This is a genomic window from Sporosarcina sp. P16b (assembly GCF_002743065.1).
GTDB lineage: Bacteria > Bacillota > Bacilli > Bacillales_A > Planococcaceae > Sporosarcina.
Map to the genome: position 1 here is coordinate 416,466 of NZ_PDYO01000001.1, position 26,053 is coordinate 442,518.

General features: G+C 42.7%; 26 protein-coding genes and 1 other annotated feature. Of the genes, 23 read left to right on the plus strand and 3 right to left on the minus strand.

The window, feature by feature from the left end; translation table 11 throughout:
- Nucleotides 1–193 precede the first annotated feature (193 nt).
- Together CSV77_RS02075 and CSV77_RS02080 are read left to right on the plus strand one after the other, a co-directional pair.
- Nucleotides 194–571: a CidA/LrgA family holin-like protein gene (locus tag CSV77_RS02075; RefSeq protein WP_099672097.1), complete on the plus strand. Its 378-nt coding sequence runs from the start codon at nt 194–196 to the stop codon at nt 569–571.
- Nucleotides 568–1,260 (plus strand): LrgB family protein, encoded by a 693-nt coding sequence (locus CSV77_RS02080; protein WP_099672098.1) that lies wholly within the window; start codon nt 568–570, stop codon nt 1,258–1,260. Before CSV77_RS02075 ends, CSV77_RS02080 begins: the two co-directional genes overlap by 4 nt.
- A 13-nt stretch (nt 1,261–1,273) precedes the next feature.
- On the opposite strand, the gene CSV77_RS02085 is transcribed toward CSV77_RS02080, so the two are convergent.
- Together CSV77_RS02085 and CSV77_RS02090 are read right to left on the minus strand one after the other, a co-directional pair.
- Nucleotides 1,274–1,813: a transcription repressor NadR gene (locus CSV77_RS02085; RefSeq protein ID WP_099631610.1), complete on the minus strand. Its 540-nt coding sequence runs from the start codon at nt 1,811–1,813 to the stop codon at nt 1,274–1,276.
- 16 nt (nt 1,814–1,829) lie between these two features.
- Nucleotides 1,830–2,981, minus strand: coding sequence for an IscS subfamily cysteine desulfurase (locus tag CSV77_RS02090; RefSeq protein ID WP_099672099.1), 1,152 nt, complete (start codon nt 2,979–2,981; stop codon nt 1,830–1,832).
- Nucleotides 2,982–3,089: 108 nt separating this feature from the next.
- On the opposite strand from CSV77_RS02090, the gene nadC reads away from it, so the two are divergent.
- The 6 genes from nadC to CSV77_RS02120 all read left to right on the plus strand — a co-directional run bounded on the left by nadC (nt 3,090) and on the right by CSV77_RS02120 (nt 9,731).
- Entirely contained in the window at nt 3,090–3,953 is an 864-nt protein-coding gene (gene nadC / locus CSV77_RS02095; RefSeq protein ID WP_099672100.1) for a carboxylating nicotinate-nucleotide diphosphorylase, read from the plus strand.
- Nucleotides 3,944–5,053 (plus strand): quinolinate synthase NadA, encoded by a 1,110-nt coding sequence (gene nadA, locus CSV77_RS02100; protein WP_099672101.1) that lies wholly within the window; start codon nt 3,944–3,946, stop codon nt 5,051–5,053. The genes nadC and nadA overlap by 10 nt, the downstream gene beginning before the upstream one ends.
- Nucleotides 5,054–5,385: 332 nt before the next feature.
- Nucleotides 5,386–6,477, plus strand: coding sequence for a glutamate 5-kinase (proB, locus tag CSV77_RS02105; RefSeq protein WP_099672102.1), 1,092 nt, complete (start codon nt 5,386–5,388; stop codon nt 6,475–6,477).
- Between the two features lie 19 nt (nt 6,478–6,496).
- Entirely contained in the window at nt 6,497–7,741 is a 1,245-nt protein-coding gene (locus CSV77_RS02110) for a glutamate-5-semialdehyde dehydrogenase (protein WP_099672103.1), read from the plus strand.
- A 19-nt stretch (nt 7,742–7,760) separates the two neighbouring features.
- Nucleotides 7,761–8,840 carry a branched-chain amino acid aminotransferase gene (locus CSV77_RS02115; RefSeq protein WP_099672104.1) on the plus strand — a complete coding sequence of 360 codons (1,080 nt, stop codon included), beginning with the start codon at nt 7,761–7,763 and terminating at the stop codon, nt 8,838–8,840.
- A gap of 90 nt (nt 8,841–8,930) precedes the next feature.
- The gene (locus tag CSV77_RS02120; protein WP_099672105.1) at nt 8,931–9,731 is read left to right on the plus strand and encodes a DUF6612 family protein; all 801 of its coding nucleotides are present in this window, start codon (nt 8,931–8,933) and stop codon (nt 9,729–9,731) included.
- A 64-nt stretch (nt 9,732–9,795) separates the two neighbouring features.
- Here CSV77_RS02120 and CSV77_RS02125 read toward each other — a convergent pair whose 3' ends face one another.
- Entirely contained in the window at nt 9,796–11,091 is a 1,296-nt protein-coding gene (locus CSV77_RS02125) for a replication-associated recombination protein A (RefSeq protein WP_099672106.1), read from the minus strand.
- 126 nt (nt 11,092–11,217) lie between these two features.
- On the opposite strand from CSV77_RS02125, the gene cymR reads away from it, so the two are divergent.
- The 15 genes from cymR (at nt 11,218) to mtnN (ending at nt 26,030) form a co-directional block, all read left to right on the plus strand.
- Nucleotides 11,218–11,637 (plus strand): cysteine metabolism transcriptional regulator CymR, encoded by a 420-nt coding sequence (gene cymR / locus CSV77_RS02130; protein ID WP_099636064.1) that lies wholly within the window; start codon nt 11,218–11,220, stop codon nt 11,635–11,637.
- Between the two features lie 12 nt (nt 11,638–11,649).
- A complete protein-coding gene (locus CSV77_RS02135) occupies nt 11,650–12,798 on the plus strand; it encodes a cysteine desulfurase family protein (protein ID WP_099672107.1) in 1,149 nt (382 codons plus the stop codon).
- A gap of 21 nt (nt 12,799–12,819) precedes the next feature.
- A complete protein-coding gene (gene mnmA, locus CSV77_RS02140) occupies nt 12,820–13,938 on the plus strand; it encodes a tRNA 2-thiouridine(34) synthase MnmA (RefSeq protein ID WP_099631621.1) in 1,119 nt (372 codons plus the stop codon).
- A gap of 12 nt (nt 13,939–13,950) precedes the next feature.
- Nucleotides 13,951–14,616: a tetratricopeptide repeat protein gene (locus CSV77_RS02145; RefSeq protein WP_099672108.1), complete on the plus strand. Its 666-nt coding sequence runs from the start codon at nt 13,951–13,953 to the stop codon at nt 14,614–14,616.
- Between the two features lie 31 nt (nt 14,617–14,647).
- Complete coding sequence (gene recD2 / locus CSV77_RS02150) at nt 14,648–17,074, plus strand: SF1B family DNA helicase RecD2 (protein WP_099672109.1); 2,427 nt, start codon at nt 14,648–14,650, stop codon at nt 17,072–17,074.
- A 39-nt stretch (nt 17,075–17,113) separates the two neighbouring features.
- Nucleotides 17,114–17,320 (plus strand) — a binding site (T-box leader).
- Nucleotides 17,321–17,362: 42 nt separating this feature from the next.
- Entirely contained in the window at nt 17,363–19,996 is a 2,634-nt protein-coding gene (alaS, locus tag CSV77_RS02155) for an alanine--tRNA ligase (RefSeq protein ID WP_099672110.1), read from the plus strand.
- Between the two features lie 199 nt (nt 19,997–20,195).
- On the plus strand, nt 20,196–20,468 hold the full coding sequence (locus CSV77_RS02160) for an IreB family regulatory phosphoprotein (RefSeq protein WP_099631625.1): 273 nt from the start codon (nt 20,196–20,198) through the stop codon (nt 20,466–20,468).
- Nucleotides 20,465–20,884: a Holliday junction resolvase RuvX gene (gene ruvX, locus CSV77_RS02165; protein WP_099672111.1), complete on the plus strand. Its 420-nt coding sequence runs from the start codon at nt 20,465–20,467 to the stop codon at nt 20,882–20,884. Before CSV77_RS02160 ends, ruvX begins: the two co-directional genes overlap by 4 nt.
- A gap of 13 nt (nt 20,885–20,897) precedes the next feature.
- Complete coding sequence (locus tag CSV77_RS02170) at nt 20,898–21,185, plus strand: DUF1292 domain-containing protein (protein WP_099672112.1); 288 nt, start codon at nt 20,898–20,900, stop codon at nt 21,183–21,185.
- A 51-nt stretch (nt 21,186–21,236) separates the two neighbouring features.
- Entirely contained in the window at nt 21,237–22,415 is a 1,179-nt protein-coding gene (gene mltG / locus CSV77_RS02175) for an endolytic transglycosylase MltG (protein WP_099672113.1), read from the plus strand.
- A 23-nt stretch (nt 22,416–22,438) separates the two neighbouring features.
- Nucleotides 22,439–23,074, plus strand: a complete 636-nt coding sequence (locus tag CSV77_RS02180; RefSeq protein WP_099672114.1) for an O-methyltransferase — start codon at nt 22,439–22,441, stop codon at nt 23,072–23,074.
- Between the two features lie 30 nt (nt 23,075–23,104).
- Nucleotides 23,105–23,740, plus strand: a complete 636-nt coding sequence (gene udk / locus CSV77_RS02185) for a uridine kinase (protein WP_099672115.1) — start codon at nt 23,105–23,107, stop codon at nt 23,738–23,740.
- A gap of 218 nt (nt 23,741–23,958) precedes the next feature.
- Nucleotides 23,959–24,435, plus strand: a complete 477-nt coding sequence (gene greA / locus CSV77_RS02190) for a transcription elongation factor GreA (RefSeq protein WP_099631631.1) — start codon at nt 23,959–23,961, stop codon at nt 24,433–24,435.
- A gap of 98 nt (nt 24,436–24,533) precedes the next feature.
- Nucleotides 24,534–25,265: a DUF1510 family protein gene (locus CSV77_RS02195; RefSeq protein WP_158232000.1), complete on the plus strand. Its 732-nt coding sequence runs from the start codon at nt 24,534–24,536 to the stop codon at nt 25,263–25,265.
- Between the two features lie 72 nt (nt 25,266–25,337).
- Complete coding sequence (gene mtnN / locus CSV77_RS02200) at nt 25,338–26,030, plus strand: 5'-methylthioadenosine/S-adenosylhomocysteine nucleosidase (RefSeq protein ID WP_099672117.1); 693 nt, start codon at nt 25,338–25,340, stop codon at nt 26,028–26,030.
- Nucleotides 26,031–26,053: the final 23 nt, after the last annotated feature.

A 26,053-nucleotide genomic window follows, 5' to 3' on the forward strand; every position in this document is an offset into this window, starting at 1 on the left:
CTACTACGGACAACTTACACAATACGGCTTCTTACACTATACATGAGTGGACCAAGCGTGTCAATGTTAGACGGAATACTCTGATTACTATTCAAAAATAGCAAGGAAAGTATTGGTTTTTGTCTGAATAGTATCTATAATGAAGAAAGATTCATTTTTACTATACTTATGAATTAGGTAAGGAAGTGTTGGAGTGAAAATTGTCATCACGCTTTTGCAAGTAGGATTTTTATACATACTCTTTCTAACAGGAAAATTTTTACACGCAAAACTCTCCATTCCGTTGCCAGGTAGTATTATCGGTTTGCTAGTGTTATGGGGACTGTTATCGATCAAAATCATTCCACTTCGTTGGGTGGAAAAAGGTGCATATGTATTTCTATCGACTTTGCCACTGTATCTGATCCCCGCAACGGTTGGCGTGATGGACTATGGTCATGTGTTCGCAGGGAAAGGAAGTCTACTGATCTTGATCACAATCGGTAGTACATTTATCACGATGGTCGTAGCCAGTTTGGTCAGCCAATTTATGGCCAAGCGCAATGTGAAAGAGGAGAGGACTCTTTCATGAATACAGTTGTACTTGCCTTCACGATGATCCTATTAACGGTTATTCTTTATTTTGTGATGAATGTTGTCTACGTAAGGTTACGTTCACCGTTTTTAGTACCCATCCTGACAACTACTATCGCAGTCATTGTATTGTTATCGTTATTCGACGCTTCTTATGAAACGTATATGGTAGGTGGTAAATGGATTGACGCGTTGCTTGGCCCTGCCATTGTCTCTCTTTGTATTCCACTCTATAAACAACGGGATGTCATCAAAAAGAATGTGTTGCCTATCTTTGGTGGAGTCGTTGTGGGTGGAATTGTCGGAATGTTGACAGGTGTCCTAGCAGCAAGATGGGTCGGATTTTCGACTGAACTTCTAGCGAGTATTTTACCAAAATCCATTACTTCCCCAATTGCCATGCAAATAGCAGCAGAACTCGGTGGTATTCCTTCACTAGCGACGGTATTCGTCATTATCGCCGGCCTCGCTGGAATCCTCATGGGTCCTTGGATCAACCGCTGGTTCAAGATTGACACAGCGATTGGTCAGGGCATCGGTCTTGGTGTGGGTGCACACGCAATTGGAACGTCTAAATCACTAGAGTACGGTGAACAAACGTCATCCATGAGTTCAGTTGCCATGACGTTGTCAGCAATTATCGGCGCGCTCGCAGGCCCTCTATTCGGTATTTGGTTATTTCCATAGAAAAGCGGAATTCCTATTCTATTAGGAATCCCGCTTTTTTTAATGCTTCTTCTGCATCGCGTAGCTGTTCTATTCGTGGAGCGGAAATAGCGTGTAAATGAATCCCGCTATCATCCAAATTCAATAGATAAGGCGCTTGTGCTTGCTGGATCTGTTCGATGAACGTCTTGACTTCTTGCCGGTTCGATACCATGATCGATGCGCGCACATCGCCATACACAGGATGTTCAACTCGGACATCTCTTACGGTTACGCCGTGGTCCACTAAAATATGCAATTCTTCCTCAGTTTGTTCAGGAGAATGTTTACAGACGATGATTTTCTCCATGTCTTTTACTTTTTTAGTTGACTGCGTGTATAAGTATCCTTGATTTGTCGCCATGATGGGTTCGTCTTTTGCTTTCAATAAATTAATATCGCTGACGATTACTTGTCTGCTAACTTTTGTTAAGTCACCTAGTTCTGCACCCGTAACGGGATGATTAGCTTCTTTTAACGTTTGGAGAATCAAATTTCGACGCTGTTCTCCTGCCACTTTTGCTTTTGTTCGCAAATTTCTCACCTTCTATCTATAAAATATCTATTGGGGTTTGTGCTGTATGTGGTAATACCGCGACTTCAAGTAACGCGTTTGCCAGTTGAGTGACGTTTTCACTCGTTGATGTCTCGCCAAATGAAATCCGAATGAATCCTTTCGCCGAGTGAGCGGGTATATTCATCGCGCTCATCGTCATAGATGACTGTTGCTGACCGACCTGGCACGCACTGCCTGTTGACACCGCAAATCCTCTTCTATTTAATTCTAACATAATGAGCTGTCCTTCTGAATGTTTGGCGCATAGACCAATAATTTGCGGAAGTTGTTCAAATGTCTTTAGACTGCCATAGAAAGTGAATAAATCTTGCCGGGTGGAAAGTATATCCATAAAGAGAGTGCGTAATGTAGCGTACTTTACTTCATTGGGATTTGCCAACTCAGCTGCCGTAACGAATGCAGCAATTCCTGGTACATTCACCGTTCCACCTCTGAATCCTTTCTCTTGTGTAGCACCTGGAAATAGCGGAACTGCACGTATACTTGGATCGATATAGACTGCGCCAACCCCTTTTGGACCATGCACTTTATGGCTTGATATGGACAAGCTGTCTACATATGGAGAGATATCACGCACAGATAATTTACCGAATGATTGTACACAGTCACTATGCAAATAAATCCCTTTAGGTTTTACTAATTCAGATATAGATTGGATCGGTTGAATGGTACCGATTTCCGGATTGCAGTGTTGCACAGATACAACAGTCGTTTGTTCAGTAATGGCATTTTCAAGTGCTTGTAAATCGATGATACCTTTCGTTGTAAAAGGGATCATGGTGATATGGAAGCCTTGCCCTTCAAGGTACGCAGCAGCTGAATGCAAAGAAGGGTGTTCCGCGGCAGAAAGAATAATATGCTGTCCTTTTTTCTTTGCAGACTCAGCTAAAGATAGTAGTGCGAGCGTGTTACTTTCCGTACCGCTCGAAGTGAAGTATATCCCTTCAGGACGTACACCGAGAAGTGCAGATAGGTGTTGTCTGCTATGGGTCAAGATGTTTTGCGCTGCCCCTCCTGCGTCGTGCAGGCTCGTCGTGTTGCCAAACTGTTGTTGAGAGACTGATATATAGACTGAGGCAGCTTCCTCACGGAGAGGCGTCGTAGCAGCGTAATCAAAGTAATGCAAATGAATGACCTCCTGCAAAAATTAATATATTCATCTTGTCATACAACTGTATATATGTAAAGATAGATGTAAAGACACTACGTTTAGAGAAGGGTCGTAGGAATACAGATGAATAGAATCAAATTGGTCTCAATGCTTGAACAGTTTTTCATAGAAGACGTGGGAGATGGTGATCTTTCGGCTAATTCATTATTTCCTGCAGATGCGATAGGTGAAATGCAAATCATCTCTAAAACTTCGGGAGTATTTTGCGGAGTAGATGTCATCACGACAGGTTTTCAAGTAATGAATCCTTCTATAGAAGTCACGTGTCTCGTAGAAGATGGTGAAAGAATAACGGACAAGCAAATACTTGCGACTGTAAAAGGGCCTGTTAGAAGTCTATTGACCGCGGAACGAGTGATACTGAATTGTATCCAGCGAATGACTGCGATTGCAACGAAAACTGCTGACCTAACCGCTTTATTGTCGGGAACGAATACAAGAGTTTGTGATACACGCAAGACAGCACCCGGACTCCGCATGCTAGATAAATATGCAGTTCGTACAGGCGGTGGATTTAATCACCGCAACGGTTTATATGACGCGGTGATGCTAAAAGATAATCACTTGGCATATGCAGGTTCTATTACGAATGCCGTGCAACTACTGAGAACACGATTAGGTCATACGGTGAAAATAGAAGTAGAAATTGAATCACTAGCGCAACTCCAAGAAGCTATAGAGGCAAACGTGGATATTATTATGTTTGATAACCGAACGCCACAACAAATTACGGACTGGTTGCCATTAGTCCCCCCGGATATCATAACCGAAGCTTCCGGCATGATTACAGAAGACACCATCGCTTCGTATGGTGAGACGGGAATTGATTACATATCGGTTGGCGCACTGACACATTCCGTAATTGCAGCTGACATTAGTGCAACTATACAACTTACAACGCAGGAGGATGGAAGAATATGTCGATGATGGAACTTCTAAAAGAACAGGCAAACGCTATGTTGCCTGAACAATATAAACAGTATACGGTGAGTGAAATGGAAGAAAAAATTCGGGCCATTAAACAAACATTGGGAAACAAATTATTTATTCCTGGCCACCACTACCAGAAAAATGAAGTCATTCAATTTGCGGATGCTACGGGAGATTCTTTGCAATTAGCACAAATTTGCGCAGCGAATGAAAAAGCGGAACATATTGTGTTTTGCGGTGTGCACTTCATGGCGGAAACGGCGGACATTCTAACAACGGAAAATCAAAAAGTCTATTTGCCTGATATGCGTGCCGGTTGTTCGATGGCTGATATGGCGGACATTTTCCAAACGGAACGCGCATGGAAGGACTTGCAAGCGCGTTTTGGTGATACGATTCTGCCATTGACATACGTCAATTCAACGGCAGCAATTAAAGCGTTCGTCGGCCGTAATGGTGGCGCGACAGTGACTTCGTCAAATGCGAAAGAAATCGTTCAATGGGCATTTACTCAGAAAAAACGAATTTTATTCTTACCTGATCAGCATTTAGGACGCAATACAGCGTATGGACTCGGTGTGCCTCTTGATCATATGGCTGTATGGAATCCCATTACGGATACTCTCGAATACGATGGACAAAACGAAGAGTGTCAAGTGATATTATGGAAAGGGCATTGCTCGGTTCACGAGAACTTCACGGTAGAAAACATTCGTCAGTTACGTGAAAATGATCCTGAACGGCGTATCATCGTTCACCCGGAATGTTCACATGAAGTCGTGATGAAGTCTGATGACGCTGGTTCTACGAAGTATATTATTGATCAAATTGAAGCCGCCGCTCCTGGTACGAAATGGGCGATTGGCACAGAAATGAATTTGGTCAACCGCCTGACGGAAAATCATCCTGAGCAAGATATCATTTCCTTAAACCCTTTAATGTGTCCTTGTTTGACAATGAACCGTATCGATTTACCCCATTTACTATGGAGTTTGGAAAGTATCATGGAAGGCGCAGAGCAAAATATCATCAAAGTGGATGCAGTGACTTCCGCTGAAGCGATTGATGCGCTTAACCGTATGTTGCAACGAAACTAACGTAGCAGCGCTTGACAATTACTCTGAATATTGTATGATTGGGAAAATGATAGTGAATGTTGAAGAAGGACCAGTAGATAAATAGCATGTGTTAGAGAGCGGAATCCATCGGCTGGAAGTTTCCGTCGCAATGCCTTGTCGAACCTGCCTTTTGAGTCCTGTAAAAAACAGGCGCGGACCTTGGCGTTAAAAGGAAAGTGGGATTCGTGAAGACGAGTCCAATGATGGTGGCACCGCGGAAGTTACGTCCTTTCGTCCTGATTATATCGGGACGATTGGGCTTTTTTAGTTTATAAATATAGATGATTTGGAGAAATGGAAGGCGAATTCATATGAAAAGACAACGAATAGTTGTGAAAATCGGTAGCAGCTCGTTAACGAATGATAATGGAGAAATCGATCAGGTAAAATTCAATGACCATGTCGATGCCTTGGCGATGCTAAAAAACGTCGGGCATGAAGTCATTGTCGTCTCTTCAGGAGCGGTGGCGGCAGGCTTTGCCCGTCTCGGTTATCCTACCCGTCCACATACCATAAAAGGTAAACAAGCCGCAGCAGCAGTAGGGCAGAGCTTATTGATACAGTCCTATATCGAAAGGTTTAGCGCACATCAAGTCATTCCAGCACAGATCTTATTGACGCGTCATGACTTTGCCGATCGCGATCGATACCGCAACGTATTTGCAGCGATGTCTGAATTACTTGACCGTGGCATTATGCCGATCATTAACGAAAATGATACAGTATCTATTGACGAGTTAACATTCGGTGATAATGATATGCTATCCGCATTGGTCAGTGGTTTTCTACACGCGGATCAATTAATAATCTTAACCGATGTTAACGGAATCTACACAAGTAATCCACGAACAGATCCAAACGCTGTACGGTTGACTAAGTTGGATGAAATTACAGATGAATTACTGGGCGGCGCTGATGATGTTGGCTCAAAAGTCGGTACAGGGGGCATGCGTTCGAAGATACTAGCTGCAAAAACCGCACACACGTTGGCAGTTCCGGTGTTCATCGGAACAGGACGCGGTCCGTCAAAATTGCTGGATATTTTAAAAGGTCATGGAGACGGTACATATATTTCCAGTCCTGTTGCTAATACGATCAATACGAACCGCCAGTGGATTGCCCTTCATTCCGAATCGACTGGACGTCTGTACGTGGATAAAGGGGCTGAAGAAGCCATTGTGCATAACGGACGCAGTTTATTACCAGCAGGTGTCTTTAAAGTACAGGGGGATTTTGGTATTGGAGAAGTGGTGGAAGTGTTTGGTTTAGATGGTTTGATCGGTAAAGGTGAAGTCACTTATTCGTCTGAGCAATTAAAGCAAACGATATCCGATAAGGATAAACTGGAAGAATCCAAACCGATGCTAGAAGTCATTCACCGGGACCGCTGGGTACAAGTATAATCAAAGGAGAGAAAATAGTATGAGTGAGATTAGAGATAAAGGCAAGGCGGCAAAAGAAGCAAGTATTGTGCTAAACGTAGCAACGACAGAAGAGAAAAACGATGCATTGCAGTTAATTGCTGATCAATTAATGAAAGAACAGGATCAATTGCTCGTTGAGAATAAAAAAGATATTGAAGAAGGTCGCGAAAAAGGAATTGACGCAGCTGTTCTCGATCGTATTTTATTGATGCCTGAACGCATTGAAGCTATGGCGGAAGGTGTTCGTCTACTGATTGATTTACAAGATCCAATTGGAGAAACGCTAGAGGAAATCCATAAGGAGAACGGATTACATATTGTCAAGAAGCGCGTGCCCATTGGTGTCATCGCCATGATTTATGAAGCACGTCCGAATGTTACGATAGATGCTGCATCGTTGGCATTGAAAACAGGGAATGCGGTCGTGTTGCGTGGTAGCTCGTCCGCAAAATATTCTAATTTGGCCCTATGGCGTGTTATTCAACGCGGCCTCGAAAAAAGTTCATTACCCGTCGATTCTGTTCAATTAATTGAAGACACGAGTCGAGAAACAGCAAAAGAATTGTTCACACTCAACGACTATTTAGATGTTTTGATTCCACGTGGCGGTGCGAAGTTGATCCAGACTGTTATCCGTGAATCTACAGTACCGGTGATTGAAACAGGGGCGGGGAACTGTCATGTATTTATTGATGAATCCGCAGATGAGAAAATGGCGATCAATATAGTAGTCAATGCCAAAACACAGCGTCCGTCGGTGTGTAACGCGATCGAAACCGTGCTAATCGATTCCAACTGGTTGGTAAAATATGGAAAGAACTTGATCCGCGCATTACAAGACTATGATGTTCAACTGCAAGGTGACGAGAAACTTCAGGCGTTTGATTCGAATATCGCTGCGGTTGAAGAAAATGATTGGTCAAGTGAATACCTGGACTTGACATTACGCGTAAAAAGCGTGGAAAATGTACAGCAAGCACTCGATCATATTGCAACATACAGCACGAAGCATTCGGAAAGTATTATTACACAGACGGATGCACATGCTGAGCAATTTTTGAATAGCGTCGATGCGGCAGCTGTTTACGTTAATGCTTCCACTCGCTTTACGGATGGCTTTGAATTCGGATATGGTGCAGAAATAGGTATCAGTACACAAAAGCTTCACGCAAGAGGTCCAATGGGATTAGAGGCATTGACTTCTTCAAAATTTGTTATTCGGGGAGCCGGACAAATCAGATAATATGTAGGAGGGTTTATGTATGGCAAATGAAAAACATATTTTACATTTTGAAACTTCCGCACCAAAAGACAAGCCGGCAACGGATGATCCACTTGCTTTCGGAACAATTTTCACTGATCACATGTTTGTGATGGACTATACGGATGGAACGGGATGGCATGATCCACGTATTGAGCCGTATAAGCCATTTCTTTTGGATCCAGCCGCTATCGTGTTGCATTATGGACAAACTGTTTTCGAAGGTTTGAAAGCTTATTTAAATGAAGACAAAGAAGTAGTCTTGTTCCGTCCGGAGGAAAATATGAAACGGCTGAACCGTTCTAGTGATAGATTATGCATGCCGATGTTCGATGAGAAATTCGTATTAAGTGCACTAAAGGAATTGATTTCTCTTGAAAAAGATTGGATTCCCGATAGAGCAGGGACATCACTTTACGTGCGTCCTTTCATTTTCGCTACACAACCTTATTTAGGTGTAGCCCCTTCTAAAACGTACCGCCTAATGATCATTTTATCGCCGGTAGGTCCGTATTATAAAGAAGGAGTGAATCCTGTCAAAATTGCAGTTGAATCAGAGTATGTCCGTGCCGCAGTAGGTGGTACAGGCTCTGCGAAAACAGCCGGTAACTATGCTGGGGCGATGAAAGCTCAAGAAGTTGCGGAAGCAGAAGGGTATTCGCAAGTTCTATGGCTTGATGCAAAAGAACATCGCTATATTGAAGAAGTAGGTGCGATGAATGTATTCTTCAAAATCAATGGAGAGATTATCACGCCAAGCCTCAATGGTAGTATTTTAGAAGGCATCACGCGCAAATCCGTTATTGAGTTATTGATAGCTTGGGATATTCCCGTAACAGAACGTAAAGTGTCCATCGAGGAAATTATGGAAGCCAATCGCGCAGGCACGTTGGAAGAGGCATTTGGTACAGGAACGGCCGCTGTCATTTCCCCGATAGGCGAACTGTTCTTTGAAGGCGAAAAATGCGAGATCAATCAGAATGAAATCGGTGAGCTTTCATTAAAACTTTATGAGACGATTACTGGCATCCAGACAGGAAAAGTAGAAGATCCATTTAACTGGGTTGTGCCGGTAGACTAATTTCCTTCACAAATAAGGTGGAATGTTCCGTGACAACTGCGGTGCTGTGAAGTACACTGTTAATAGTTTTGATTGAAGGGGAGTTTCCTGATGAACAAAAGTTTGATCGTTCTATTCCTGGCAGTGATGTTATTTACAGTGACAGGTTGCGGAAAAACGTCTTCCGCTCCGTCAAGTGCGGAAAATTTATTGGAAAAAGCGGAACAAGCGATGAATGAATTGGAATCTGTCCATGCCAATATCGCGTACGACGAAAGTAGCGTTACATCCGATCCTGCAAAACGGACAAGTAAAAATGTACAAGTTCAGGCGGATATTGAACAGAATCCATTGAAAATTTCAGAGGAAGTCGTCTGGAAAATTCCAAAACAAGGCGCGAAAAACATTCAACTATTTCGCCAAGGTGATGAATTAGCTATGCAAGAGACAGTTGAAACAGAAAAAAGTGAATGGCAAGAGCTAACAGAAAAGCAACGCACGGAATTGCTTGGTGTGTGGGTGCCGTTTGTTTCGCCTGTAATGGACTTTTCGCTGTTAAAACCTTTCTTGCATGATGCGGAAATAGAAAAGATTGATTATGGCTATGCATTGCAGTTTTCACTATCCCCAGCTGATTATCGACAGTTGATGGAAGTGGTATCAGTGAATAGTCCGCAACCAGAAAAGTTTGTCCATACGCATGGCGGATTCCCTGTAGTGGAGAAACTGGATGTAGAGCTAACGGTAAATGAAAAAACAATGTTTGTGACGGGCATGAAAATGTCAGCGAATGTCACAAGTTATTTCGGCCGGGATTATATTCGATATAAGCAGAAACTCGATGCAAAGTATAGTTATTTTAATGATATCGATGCGATTTCCACACCGAAAGATGCGGAGATGTTCAAGTAATAGAAAAATCCACACTGACCTACTGAGGGTTGGTGTGGATTTTTTGCTATATCTAGCTAAATCTTTAACGTGGATTCTTTTTACCTTTGAATGACTGAAGCCGTTTGTGAATGGCAGCCATTCTAGTTTCTTCACCAGCTTCTACAGGTGTGTAGAACTTGGAGTTTACTAAGCTGTCAGGCATATATTGTTGGTCTGTCCAACCGCCAAATGTCCCTACTGGCGTTGCATGTGGGTAAACGTAGCCTCCATGACCGAGTGCAGCTGATCCGCTGTAGTGTGTGTCACGTAAATGCATGGGGATTTCACCTGTTGGTTTTTCATGTAAGGTTTTTGTAGCGGCATCGATCGCTTTATAAGCGGAGTTTGATTTAGATGCTAAACACATTTCTATAATTGCCGTGGCAAGTGGAATACGGGCTTCTGGCATGCCGAGACGCTGTGCGGCGTCTGTAGCCGCAAGAACTCGGCTCCCTACATCCGGCGCTGCCAATCCGATATCTTCATAACTCATGACGAGCATGCGTCTTGTAACGGCAGTTAGATCCCCAATTTCAAGTAATTGGGCCAAATAATAAAGCGCCGCATCGACATCGCTGCCGCGTACACTTTTTTGCAAAGCGGATAATAAATTAAAATGATGTGAGCCCTTTTTGTCGCCTAGTAAACTAATCCTAGTTAATAATTGATCAAGTAATGCATCTTCAATAATAATTTTGCCATCCTCTTCATCACTCGCAGCCAGTAATGATTCTAGGAAAGTTAACGCTTTTCGCGCATCACCATTCACACCTTCTGAGATTTTCTCTAGTTGTTCTGTCGTGATGTCAATCGTTTCCTTACCAAGTCCTCTTTTCTCGTCTGTTAACGTACGCTCAAGTAGTTTGAGTAAGTCTGTTGGTTGCAATCGCTTCAATTGAACGATTTCACCACAACGTGAACGAATAGCGGGATTGACATCGTGGAATGGATTTTCCGTTGTCGCGCCGATCAAGACAATCGAACCGCTTTCTACGTGAGGAAGCAATGTATCTTGTTGCAATTTATTGAAACGATGAATTTCATCTAAGAATAGCAATACTTTACCTGTCATTCGTGCTTCTTTCACTACATCTTCTACATCTTTTTTGCCTGCCACTGTCGCATTCAACGCAATGAAAGGTAGTTTCGACGTACCCGCGATCGCGTAGGCTAGAGACGTTTTTCCAATGCCTGGTTCACCATATAATAAAAGAGACGGGACATGCCCGTTCTTGATCATCCGATATAAGGGAGTATGGTTGCCGATGACGTGGTCTTGTCCGATCACTTCATCAATCGTCTCGGGCCGCATACGAAAAGCCAAAGGTTCATTATGCATGTATATCCTCCTAGCGTACGTTTGTTCTTTCATTATACTGTAAAACATTAGTGAAGTCATTTGCAAGAACCAATGATACAATTATGCTATACTGATTTCAGCAATTTTAGTAAAGGACGATGCCCAATGAAAATATCCACTAAAGGCCGATACGGGCTTACAGTAATAGTAGAATTAGGACGAAAATATGGAGAAGGTCCCGTGCCTTTGCGTAAAATCGCAGAAGAGCAAAATCTCTCCGAAGCATATTTGGAACAACTCATCCCGCCTTTACGCAACAGCGGAATGGTGAAGAGTGTCCGCGGGGCATACGGCGGCTATAAACTCGCCAAAGATCCTTCTGAAATTATGGCAGGTGACATCATCCGTTTGCTTGAAGGACCGATCCAATTAGTCGAAGGATTGGATGACGATGATATTCCGCAACGCGAACTATGGAAACGAATTGGAGATGCAATCCGAGGGGTATTAGATCATACGACGATCAAGGATTTAATTGAATTTGAAGATACGTCCACTATCGACGAATACATGTTCTATATTTAAAGGAGTTTAGCTATGAAACCAGCTATATATTTAGATTATGCTGCAACGACACCGATGCATCCAGTCGTATTGGAGCGATTCACGACTGCGTTGCAAGATACGTATGGTAATCCTTCAAGTACACATCAATTCGGTCGTCACGCGAAGAAAGTGCTGGAAGATGCTCGCAAAACGTTAGCATCCTCGATCAATGCGTCACCCAATGAAATCATTCTTACTTCTGGAGGAACAGAAGCGGATAACTTAGCGATTTTTGGGTACGTACAGTCGGTGAAAACAGAAGGCAAACATATTATCACAACGGAAATCGAACATCATGCGGTGTTAAACCCGTGTAAACAACTGGAGTCACAAGGCTATAACGTGACTTATCTATCACCTGACCGCAATGGGGTCATTACGGCAGAGCAAGTTCAGCACGCGTTAACAGAAGAAACCATTTTAGTCTCTATTATGTACGGAAACAATGAAGTGGGAACGATCCAGCCAATTGCGGAGATCGGTCAGCTACTCTCGACACATCAGTCCGTATTCCACACAGATGCGGTGCAAGCTTACGGTACGTGCCAACTCGATGTTGAAGAGTTGCGAGTCGATTTATTGTCAGTTTCAGCACATAAACTGAACGGACCCAAAGGCATAGGCTTTCTTTATCAGCGAAATGGCAAGGTGCTGTCGAGTCAAGTACTCGGAGGTTCACAAGAGAAGAAACGCCGCGCAGGTACAGAAAATGTACCAGCCGCAGTTGCATTTGCAGAGGCGGTATCCATTGCCGAGCAATCAAAACTAGTTAAACAAGAAAACTATTCTACGTTTAAACAAAAAATGGCGGAAGTCTTTGAGAAACACCAAATCGATTTCCGACCGACCATTCCCCACGCAGTAGCATCTTTACCGCATATTTATCATGTATCGTTTCCAGGCACTGATGTGGAGACATTTTTGATGAGCTTGGATTTAGAAGGCATAGCTGTATCAAGCGGTTCCGCTTGTACTGCAGGGTCATTTGAACCGTCACATGTCGTAACAGCTATGTTTGGTACAGAATCAGATAAAGCTAGGAACTCAATCCGCATTAGTTTCGGCTATGACTTGGATGAGGCCATTATAGAAGAAGCAGCAAATCGAATCGCAAGTGTAGTCAAACGACTAGTGAAATGAATTAAGTAAAGGATGAACAATATGACAACGAAAAAAGCACCTGCCGATACACGCGTAGTCATTGGAATGTCAGGCGGAGTGGACTCTTCGGTTGCGGCATTACTCTTAAAACAACAAGGTTATGAAGTGATTGGAATCTTCATGAAAAACTGGGATGACACGGACGAATCGGGACATTGTACCGCGACAGAAGATTTCGAAGATGTACGCAGTGTCTGTGATCAGATCGGCATTCCGTATTACTCTGTTAATTTTGAAAAACAATATTGGGATAAAGTATTCACGTATTTTCTTGATGAATATAAAAAAGGCCGCACACCAAATCCAGATGTAATGTGTAATAAAGAAATTAAATTCAAAGCATTCCTCGAACACGCAAAAAGTCTAGGTGCCGATTATTTGGCGACTGGACATTATGCACAAGTCGTAGAACGCGAAAACGGTGTAGCGATGCTCCGTGGTGTAGACAATAATAAAGATCAAACCTACTTCTTAAATCAATTAACACAAGAACAACTTCAGCAAGTACTATTTCCTCTAGGTCATATGGAGAAAAGTGAAGTCCGTGAAATCGCAGAACAAGCAGGTCTCGCAACTGCGAAGAAAAAAGATTCAACTGGCATTTGCTTCATTGGTGAACGCAATTTCAAGGAGTTTCTTGGGGAGTACTTACCTGCACGTCCAGGCGAGATGCAGACAATGGCGGGAGTGAAGATGGGCACGCATGACGGACTCATGTATCACACAATTGGACAGCGTCACGGTCTAGGTATTGGTGGAGCTGGAGAACCTTGGTTTGCGGTTGGTAAAGACTTGGAACGCAATGTGTTGCTAGTTGAACAAGGCTTCTATCACGACACATTATTCTCAACTAGTTTACAAGCAACGGATATGAATATTTGTACACCGAAAGAATTACCGGAGACATTCACGTGTACAGCTAAATTCCGTTATCGTCAGCCGGATACGAAAGTTACTGTGCAGTTAGTTGGTGATGAAGCGATCGTCACTTTCGATGAACCAGTTCGCGCAGTCACGCCAGGACAAGCTGTCGTGTTGTATGACGGTGATGAGTGCCTAGGTGGCGGGACAATTAATGAAGTATATAAAGATGGCAAGAAACTGACGTACGTCGGATAAGGAGGCAACAGCATGTCGATACATCAAGATGCGATTAAAGAAATGCAAGAAGGCAATTATGAAAAAGCGATTGAGCTTTTCATGAAAGCAGTAGAAGAAAATCCGGAAGAGCCTACAGGCTATATCAATATTGGAAACATTTTTGCATCGCTTGGAGACGCTGAGCAGGCGGAACCATTTTTCCAAAAAGCGTTGACGCTTGATGAAAATGCAGGAACCGCTTTTTATGGACTGGCGAATCTGTATTACAATCAAGAGCGCTTTGAAGAAGCAGCAAAATTATATGAAAAAGCCATCAATACAGGATTGAATTCTGCCGATGCCTATTTCATGCTCGGTAAAAGTATAGAACAAACAGGTAATGACCGCTTAGCATTGCCTTATTTGCAACGTGCCGTTGAATTAAATCCTGACGATCAGGAAGTGGCATTGTCGTATGGGATTTTACTAGCTAAGCTCGAATTATTTAAAGAAGCTAAGCCCGTATTCGAATCCATTTTGGCAGTGGCTCCTGATCATGCGGATAGCCATTATAATTTGGGCGTTTTATATGCCGTTTCAACAGAAGACAAAACAAGTGCACTATCACACTTAGAGCAAGCCTTCACTGCAGAACCTGACCATACCCAGGCGCGTTATTTATTCGATATGATCAAGCTTGGGGAACAGGGCGAGTAATACAGTAGGTGAAAAGGAGGGAGACCTAGCGATGAGTGAAAACGGACAATATATAATCGGTAGGCCGGTCGTGACAATTTTTCATAATACGACGAATCTATTTTCCATCGTCAAGTTGAAAGTCACATCTACCAATACCGACTACCGCGACAGTGAAATAGTGATCAAAGGGTCATTCCCTCCTTTAGTTGCGGAAGAAGAGTATAAATTTACGGGTCGACTTGTTACCCATCCGGTACATGGACAGCAGTTCGATGTGCAGACGTTCTCGAAAGAGTTACCTGCAACAGAGGCGGGTTTGATCCATTATCTTTCGGGTGATTTATTTCCTGGAATTGGGAAGAAAACAGCTAGTGATATTGTCAAGACACTTGGTAATAACGTCATTCAGAAAGTTCTTGAAGACCGTAGCGTACTTGACCAAATCCCGCGTTTAAGTGACGAGCGGAAAGATACGCTCGTTTCCGTGTTGCAGGAGAATCTAGGTCTTGAACGGACGATGGTGCAACTGAATGAATGGGGCTTCGGTCCACAAGTGGCCATGCGGATCTATCAAGCGTATCAAGATGATGCCATCACGATTCTGACAGAAAATCCATACCGTTTAATTCAGGAAATCGAAGGAATCGGTTTCCAACGTGCAGACGATCTAGCGAAACAACTAGGGCTCGTCGGGGATCATCCTGCGCGTATTAAGGCAGCAGTTTATTACAGCGTACATAGTGAAGTACAGTCAGCAGGACATGTCTACGTAGAGTCTGAGGTGATCTTACCACAAGCGAAGCAGTTGCTTGAATCGAGTCAGGCGCATATAATTTCCTACGAATCGATTACCCAAGCAGTGATTGAACTCGTCGAAGAAGGCGCATTGTCTGCTGAAATGCAACGTCTCTACTTACCTTCTCTTTATTTTTCAGAAATCGGTATCGCTGCTAAAGTAAATAAAATTCTTGAAAATGAAGTAGCTGAACAATTTCCTGCTTCAGAAATTAGAAAAGCTATAGGTGAAATTGAAGAACGCTTGGAAGTGCAATATGCCGAAACGCAAGTCGAAGCCATCGAGCGCGCCCTTCATTCTTCACTGCTCGTGTTAACGGGGGGACCAGGGACAGGGAAGACAACGGTAATTAGAGGATTGGTTGAGGCGTATGCAGAACTGCATGGCGTCTCACTCGACCTCGACGAGTATGCTCGAAAAAAAGAACCGTTTCCGATCATTTTGGCAGCACCTACTGGACGCGCTGCGAAACGCATGTCCGAATCGACGGGATTACCTGCCATGACGATCCATCGTCTCCTCGGATTTACGGGTCAAGACGACGAAGAAGAGACAGAACGCGAAGTGGATGGCAATCTTATCATCATTGATGAAACATCCATGGTAGATACTTGGCTCATGCATCAGCTGTTAAAAGCTGTCCGCAACGATGCACAGTTATTATTCGTTGGAGACCAGGATCAACTGCCTTCCGTTGGACCTGGACAAGTGTTGCGTGATTTCATGCAGTCAGGAAAAATTCCAGTTGTTGAACTGACGGATATTTTTCGACAAAGTGAAGGCTCGACTATCATTGAAATGGCGCATATGATCAAGCAAAAGGAATGGACGATGGACGTCACAAAGAAGACATCGGACCGTTCATTTATCAAAGCTTCAAGTGATCAAATTTTGCCTGCAGTCAAACAAATTGTCCAAAATGCAACATCAAAAGGACATTCTATTAAAGACATCCAAGTACTGGCACCGATGTATAAAGGTCCTGCAGGCATAGATGGTTTGAATAAAATGATCCAAGAAGTCACGAATCCGCCTGCAGAAGGAAGAAAAGAAATGGTTTTCGGTGAAACGACCTATCGCGTCGGAGATAAAGTGCTGCAACTTGTCAACCAACCGGAAAGTAATGTCTTTAACGGAGATATGGGCGAAGTCGTTGCGATCATGTTAGCGAAAGAAACTACTGACAAGAAAGCGATCATGGTGGTCTCCTATGACGGCAATGAAGTGCAGTACGAGCGAAGTGATTTGAATCAGCTGACACTTGCGTATTGTTGTTCTATCCATAAATCCCAAGGAAGTGAATTTCCGATTGTTGTCATGCCGATCGTGAGAAGTCAGCGGAAAATGTTGCGACGTAATTTACTATACACAGGGATTACGCGCGCAAAGAACTTCTTAATACTGTGCGGTGAAGCGGAAGAATTTAAAGCGGGTATTGCACGTACTGACGAAACGGAACGGCAGACCACGCTAAAAGAACGTATTACGGGTGAAACACAAGAAAATCAGACAACACCTCGCGAGGAAACCATTGCACTCGATGCAACACCTGCGAAAGTGACAGTTGAACCGCAAGATTCATCGCGAGCAAAGCTAACAATGGACAATTTTACTGGCATCGACCCGCTCATTGGCATGAACAATGTGTCGCCATTTGACTTTCTTGAAGTGACTGATTGACAAAGCGAGAGAACTTTCCTATAATTCGTTTAGAAATAATCAAAAACGTTGAAGGAACAAGTACCTGTTTATTCTGTGTCATAGAAAAGAGCTTCTTGGCTGAAAAAGCTCTCTCAGATTTACAGCGAACGCTATTCCGAAGTTGCAGGCTAATCCCTGCCGTCTTGCCGCGTTAAGGCAACTCGAGATACCGCGTCATGCGGTAATTAGGGTGGTACCGCGATCAATGAAACCTTCGCCCCTTTATACAAGGGGTGGAGTTTTTTTAATTTTAGGAGGAGCAAAACGATGAGAAAACTTACGGCATCTGAAATTCGCCAAATGTTTTTAGACTATTTTAAAGAGCATGGGCATACTGTAGAACCATCAGCTGCATTAGTGCCAGTTGATGATGCATCACTATTATGGATCAACAGTGGAGTCGCTACATTGAAGAAATATTTTGATGGACGAGTGATTCCCGAAAACCCGCGAATTGCGAATGCACAAAAATCAATCCGCACAAACGATATTGAAAATGTCGGCTATACAGCGCGTCATCATACGTTCTTTGAAATGCTTGGCAACTTTTCTATTGGTGATTATTTCAAAGAAGAAGCAATTATTCGTGCGTGGGACTTTCTGACAAATGAACAATGGATCGGCTTTGATCCAGAACGCCTGTCCATTACTATTCATCCGGAAGATGAAGAAGCGTACACCATTTGGAAAGATCAGATTGGTATTCCAGTCGAGCGTATCATTCGTCTTGAAGGAAACTTTTGGGATATCGGTGAAGGCCCAAGTGGTCCAAACTCCGAAATCTTCTACGATCGCGGACCAAGTTACGGTGACGACTTCTCCGATCCTGAATTGTATCCAGGTGGAGAAAACGAACGTTATTTGGAAATTTGGAACTTAGTATTCTCTGAGTTCAATCATAATCCTGATAACACATACACACCGCTTCCAAAGAAAAACATCGATACAGGAATGGGTCTTGAGCGCATGGCATCTGTGATCCAGGACGTGCCTACAAACTTCGATACGGACTTGTTTTTACCAATCATTGAAGCTGTAGAAAATGTATCAGGCAGAAAATACGGCCAAACTACGCAAGCAGACACGGCGTTTAAGGTAATTTCAGATCATATCCGCACTGTAGCATTCGCTATTGGGGACGGAGCACTTCCTTCCAATGAAGGCCGTGGCTATGTACTGCGTCGTCTATTACGAAGAGCCGTTCGTTTCGCGAAACAATTAGGTATTGATAAGCCATTTATGTACATGCTGGTGCCAATTGTTGGGGATATCATGAAAGACTTCTATCCTGAAGTCCACGATAAACAAGCGTTCATTATGAAAGTCGTAAAAAACGAAGAAGACCGTTTCCACGAAACATTGCATGACGGTATGGCGATCCTATCGACGATCATTGAGAAGGCCAAAGCTTCAGGTTTGCCAATCGTCTCAGGCAGTGATGCGTTCAAGCTTTATGACACATATGGTTTCCCGTTTGAATTAACGGAGGAATTTGCCCTTGAGGAAGATGTAGCAGTCGACCGTATCGGATTTGACGAAGAAATGGCTGCACAACGAAACCGTGCACGTGCTGCGCGTGCTACATCAGACTCCATGCATATTCAATCGGGTGTTCTCGGTGAAGTGCATGAAGCAAGTGAATTCATTGGCTATGGTCAACTAGAAACCACTGCGATCGTTAGTGTTCTGGTTCAAGATGGTCAACGCATCACACATGCATCTGAAGGGGAAACGGTACAAATCATTTTGGATCGGACTCCGTTTTATGCAGAAAGTGGCGGTCAAGTAGCTGATAAAGGTACAATCTCAAACGAATCATTCACAGCGGAAGTTCGCGACGTAAAAAAAGCGCCTAATGGACAGAACTTGCACACAGTCTTCATCAGTTCAGGTGAATTGAATGAAGGTGTATCAGTTCACACAAAAGTGGACGAGTTCTCACGCAATCTGACGGTCAAAAATCACACGGCTACACACTTATTGCACCGCGCATTGAAAGATGTTCTAGGTGAACATGTCAATCAAGCAGGTTCATATGTTGGTCCAGATCGTCTTCGCTTTGACTTCTCTCATTTTGGACAAGTCACGAAAGAAGAACTTGAGCGCATTGAATTCCAGGTTAATGAACAAGTTTGGGCAGGTATTCCCGTCAATACCATCATTTCACCAATTGCAGAAGCAAAAGAAATGGGTGCAATGGCATTGTTCGGTGAAAAATACGGCGATATCGTTCGCGTGGTCAAAGTCGGTGATTACTCTGTCGAGCTGTGTGGAGGATGTCACGTTGTCAACACATCTGACATCAACGTATTCAAAATCGTTTCTGAAAGCGGCATTGGAGCGGGCACACGCCGTATTGAAGCCTTCACGGGTGGACAAGCATTCCGTTCATTTAAAGAAGATCAAGCTGTCATCGATCAAGTAGCAGCGACGGCAAAAGCTACCCCGAAAACAGTTGTCACAAAAGTCGAATCGATTCTCGCTGACTTTAAAGAACTTCAACGGGAAAATGAATCATTGCAAGCGAAAATGGGCAACAGTCAATTGGCTAGTATTATGGAAACAGCTCAGCAGATCGAAGACGTCACTGTCATTTCTGCAAATGTAGAAGTAAAAGACAATAACGGTTTACGTCAATTGATCGATGAAATGAAACAAAAAACTTCCAAAGGCGTCATTGTACTGGGTACAGTTACGGACGGGAAAGTGATGCTAGCGGCTGGTGTTACGGATGATTTAAAAGGCGGAAACTACCACGCAGGTAAAATCGTCAACCATGTTGCGTCACTTTGTGGCGGAAAAGGTGGCGGGCGTCCGGATATGGCAATGGCAGGGGCGAAAGATGCGTCAAAACTTGATGATGCGCTTCAATCCGTGTATGATTATGTAAAATCTGTTTAACCATTTTGAAGAGCGATTCATCATAAAATATAGATACATGTTACTAGTTACATTTCATTGGGGTGGCTAAAGTGTCTACCCCGATGATTGAACTGGAATGAATACGAACGGTGGTTAATCCACAAATCTATTTACTATATATATTATGACGGTAGATCGTTATACACATAAATGGAAATCGGAAAGCGGGGTGTCGAGTATGAATTCGTCCGATGAAACGATGAAGTTTAACTTTCCTGAAGAATCGATGGAGGAAGAAGTCAAAACAGTCATGCTCCACGTTTACAAATCATTAGAAGAAAAAGGGTATAATCCAATTAACCAGATGGTTGGCTATTTACTATCTGGAGATCCAGCCTATATTCCGCGCCACGAAGACGCTCGTAGTTTGATAAGGAAACTGGAACGAGACGAAATTCTAGAGGAATTGGTTAAGTTCTATATCCGAGAAAACAGAGGTAAAGCAGAATGAGAACTATGGGATTGGACGTTGGCTCAAAAACCGTTGGCATTGCGATAAGCGATAGTCTCGGTTGGACAGCCCAAGGAATCGAAACCATCAAAATTGATGAAGCGGTAGGTTCCCTCGGGATGAAACGAGTCAAACAATTGACAGAAGAATACGAAGTGACGGAGTTTGTCGTCGGGTACCCTAAGAATATGAATAATACAATAGGCCCCCGTGGAGAAGCATCTGAACAGTACGCTGAGAAGTTACGCGAGAAGTTCGGTTTGCCTGTCATTTTGTGGGATGAACGATTAACTACCATGGCTGCTGAACGCGTTTTGATTGAAGCGGATGTCAGCCGTAAAAAGCGTAAATCGGTCATTGATAAAATGGCAGCTGTCATGATTTTACAAGGTTATTTGGATTCACAAAAAAACTAGAGGTGATTAAACAATGGAACACGGACAAGAAACAATGACAATCGTAGATGAGAACGGCGAAGAGCACGTATGTGAAGTAATTTTAACATTTGATTCAAAAGAATATGAAAGATCGTATGTGCTTTACCACATTTTGGATGGCGAAGAGACAGATGATGACGAGGAAGTGGAAATTCATGCATCCGCATTTATCCCGACTGAAGAGGGAGAAGATGGCGGAGCACTACTTGAAATCGAATCCGATGAAGAATGGGATATGATCGAAGAAGTATTGAACACATTCCTTGATGAAGAAGAGTAAGCGATAATCTCATGTGACGGGCGGAATGGTGCTGACCGTTCCGTCTTTTTAATGGAATTATCTATTGCGAAAGAAGAGGTGAGGCTTGTGGGAAAAGAGCCCCAAAGAAAAAAGGAAGTCATGTTTGAACGTATGTTAGAACAGAAGGAAGAAGTGAGAACCGTCAGAAAAATAGTGCTTTGGATTGTGGCAGTCGTATTGGTTGTAGGGATAGTTGGAGGATTTTCAGTCTATACATACATAAAAAGTGCCTTGGAGCCTGTTGATCCGGATTCGGAAAAGATCGTAGAAGTAGAAATTCCGATCGGTTCAGGTTTGGATGTAATTTCAGAAAAACTGGAAGAGTCGGGTATCATTAAAAATGCTCGGGTATTCAAATACTATGCAAAAGTAAACAACGAAGCAGATTTCCAGGCTGGCACGTATGGATTAACACAGTCCATGACGCCAGATGAATTGATTAAGAGTCTGAAAACAGGTGTAGTCTATCGCACACCAGTATTTACATTAACGATTCCAGAGGGATTAACGATTGATCAAATTGCAGAAAGAACAAGCAAAAAGACGACAATTACCAAAGAGCAGTTTATGGAGTATGTGACGAATGAACAAGTCATTCAAGAATATATGGCCAAGTATCCAGATGTTATAACAAAAGAAATTCTTAATGAGAATATACGCTATGCACTGGAAGGTTATTTATTCCCAGCTACGTATCCGTTCTACGAGGAAAAGCCTACTGTCAAAGAAGTGGTTGATACGATGGTGGATGCCACTGTGCAAAACGTCATACCGTATAAAGCGTATTGGGCGGAGGAAGGCAAAAATCGTTCTGTTCATAAAATGCTAACATTTGCCTCCTTGCTAGAAAAAGAAGCAACGGGACAATCAGATCGTGAAGCCATTGCGAGTGTCTTCAATAATCGTATTGAACAAGGTATGCCGCTGCAAACAGATCCGACGGTTTTATATGCGTTAGGAGAACATAAAGCTCGCGTCATGAATGAAGATTTGAAAGTGGATAATGTCTATAATACGTACAAAAATAAAGGATTACCGCCAGGGCCCATTTCAAATGCCGGAACTGCTTCACTCCAGGCAACTGTAGATCCTTCCAAGACTGGCTACTTGTTCTTCTTGGCAGATAAAAATGGCGTGAATCATTTTGCTAAAACATATGAAGACCATTTGAAAAACAAAGCAAAGTATATCGACAGCCAATATAAATAACACGTCGTAAAGGGGAAGTAGATATGACGGACTACAACACGTACATTAGCCGCTTTGTAGAAGTAAAAGAGCCGCTCATCCTAGAGATGGAGCACTACGCTGCTGAGCATCGTGTGCCAATCATGGATGATACAGGCTTGTATACGTTAATCGGACTGCTACAAATACAGCAGCCGAAACGTATTCTAGAAATTGGAAGCGCAATCGGCTATTCGGCTATTCGATTGGCGAAAGCTTTTCCTGACGCTGTCATTTATACAGTCGAGCGCGATACAGAGCGATATGAGAAAGCGGTCGAGTATATTGAGCGCAGCGGACTACAGGAGCGTATTATCATTATTCATGATGATGCGCTCGAGTTAGATGAAACCAAGTTACCACAAGAACCATTTGATGCACTGTTCATCGACGCAGCAAAAGGGCAATATCGAAAGTTTTTCGACAAATATAGCCCGCTCGTCGGTCCTGCAGGTGTAATCTATTGTGATAATATGTTCATGCATGGTATGGTGCTGTTGGAAGATGCAGACATACCAAAACGCAACCGCACCATGATACGTAATTTGCAACAATTCACGGGCTGGGCGATGCAGAACGATCACTATGACACATCTCTAGTTCCAATAGGAGACGGCATTTTAATCGCTGTGAAAAAGTAGTAAACAGTAGGCCACAAAAGGGGAATCACTGTGAAGAAAAAACCTGTCGTGATTGGTATTACCGGTGGTTCTGGCTCCGGTAAGACAAGTGTCACAAAGAAGATACATGAAGTATTCCAAGGTCATTCAGTCGTCGTCATTGAACAAGACGATTATTATAAAGACCAATCACATCTAGTATTTGAGGAAAGATTAACAACAAATTATGATCATCCATTAGCATTCGATACCGACCTTCTGATCCAACATATTCATCAGCTGATTAACAGACAGCCAATCGAAAAGCCCACCTATGATTACACATTGCATACACGTTCTTCTGAAAAAGTAACCGTGGATTCACAAGATGTCATCATTCTTGAAGGAATCTTAGTGTTGGAAGATGAACGATTGCGTGATCTCATGGATATCAAGCTGTTTGTTGATACGGATTCTGATATTCGCATTATTCGTCGTATTTTACGGGATATTCATGACCGTGGACGTACAGTAGATTCAGTCGTCGAGCAATACGTAAACGTTGTGCGTCCGATGCATAATCAGTTTATTGAACCGACAAAAAAGTATGCTGATATAATTATTCCGGAAGGCGGCGAAAACGCGGTCGCAATCGATTTGATGGTAACGAAGATAAAAACAATTCTTGCTTCTGTTGACGAAGTATAATATGATGATGACATAATTTTAAATTAATTCAGCATCCGCGAGAGTTTCTATAGAAAAACTAGGATGCATGCAAGGCTAGCAAGAGTTTTTTTCATCTAGATCAGAATACGAAACAGAAAAAAAGTATAGTCAAAACTAAAATAGTTCCGCTATGTCACATAATTGAAGTTAGTGTGACATAGTATTTTTATGAACAGACATTTAAGGAGTGTTATGACATGGTTTCAGAAAAGAAATTTCCAATGACGGCCGCAGGTAAAGCGAAGTTAGAAGAAGAACTAGAGCATTTGAAAACAGTTAAACGTGTGGAAGTAGTAGAACGCATCAAAATTGCACGGAGCTACGGTGATTTATCGGAAAACTCGGAGTACGATTCAGCGAAAGAAGATCAAGCATTTGTCGAAGGGAAAATTTCTTCTATTGAAGGAATGATTCGTAATGCGGTCATTATTACTGAAGATGAATTGAATACAGATGAAGTCCAATTAGGTAAAACAGTTACATTTAAAGAAATTCCTGATGGTGAAAAAGAGACCTATACGATTGTTGGTTCAGCTGAAGCTAATCCACTAGAAGGTTTGATCTCAAACGACTCGCCAATTGCGAAAGCGTTAATTGGTCGAAAAAAAGATGACAAAGTAAAGATCCAGACTCCCGGCGGTGAAATGTCAGTAGAAATACTTGAGATAAAATGATACACGTACCGTCTTCTGGCTAACAGAAGACGGTATTGCTAATTTTTATTCCCACCGCGGTATACGTTTTTCATTTCATAGTGAAGGAGATGTCTGAAATGGCGGATCAAGATCCAAAATATTCGAGAATGTCAAGAAAACAAGGCAATAAAGCGAGCAAAGTGAATAAAGCATTGAATATTTCAATTGGTGTAGTAGTTTTCCTCATTGCGGTCGTTGCCATAATTTTCATCAACGGTAATGACGATCAACAAGAAATGGCGATTGATGAGCCCAAGCAATCCACACAGTCCGAAACAGCTCCAATTGAACCTATCGTTTTAGACGATGAGGACGAGTTGGACAAGCTTGAAGCAAAAGAGCCGAATGAGGCAGAGGAACCAGAAGCTCAGACCCCAGAAGAAGAAAACGAAGTGATAAATGAAGTGGTTGAAGAACCGGAAGCGCCAGTAGTTGAAGCGCCTAAAGTAGAAGAACCGAAAAAGGTAGAACCTAAAAAGGAAAAACCGAAGAGAGAAACTTCATCGGATTCGGGCAAGAAAGTTGTTGTGAATCCTGACTGGAAACCTATTGGAACAAAACAAACAGGCGAGCACGTCTCGAAATACGATGGTCAGTCCGATGACTGGTTTGAGAAAAAGAAAGCCATAGCCTATGCAACCGGCATGTCGGAAGATCAAATGTATTTTGAGCGTATTCAAAATGGTGGTAGTCCTCAAAAATCAGAAGGTATTGTAAGAAGCAAGGACAATTCCAAAAAATACAAAGTATATCTTGAATGGGTTGATGGCCAAGGTTGGAAACCTGTGAGAATGGAAATATTGAAGTAAGTTTATCGAACTATCAATGTGCTGCCTTCCGTGCAGCACATTCTAGTAAGTAGAAAAGAGGAGAGGACATAAATGAAAATAGCAATCGTTGGTGCGATGGAGGAAGAAGTTGAAATCCTACGCAGAGAAATTGGACTTGGAAAAATCACGACTATTGGAAACTGTGAGTTTATTGAAGGGAAAGTAGGCAAGCATCAAGTGATTGTGACGAAGAGTGGTATCGGAAAAGTAAACGCTGCCATGGCAACCGCAATCCTTTTGCAAAACTTTAAACCTGACATAGTGTTGAATACAGGTTCTGCGGGTGGAACTAATCCTGAACTTGAAGTAGGAACGATTGTAATATCTGATTATGTCCTACATCATGATGTCGATGTAACTGCATTCGGCTATGAGCTTGGCCAAGTACCTCAACTTCCTGCAAGCTTTCCTTCAGATCCTAAACTAATCGAATTTGCTAGAGAAGCTGTTATTGAGTTAGATACATATGAACATGCTGTGGGAACCATCGCTTCAGCTGATACTTTCATGGCCGACGCTGAAAAAGTTCTACAAGTTAAAAATAGATTTCCACGCGTAATTGCTGTAGAGATGGAAGCAGCTGCTGTTGCGCAAGTATGTTATCAGTTTAACACGCCATGTGTTGTCATCCGGGCACTTTCTGATATTGCCGGAAAAGAATCAACAGTTAGTTTCGATGAATTTTTACCGCTAGCTGCCAAACACTCGTCACAGATTGTTTTGCGTGTCATCTCGAAACTTTGATCGTTCTATGATAAAATGTCTAA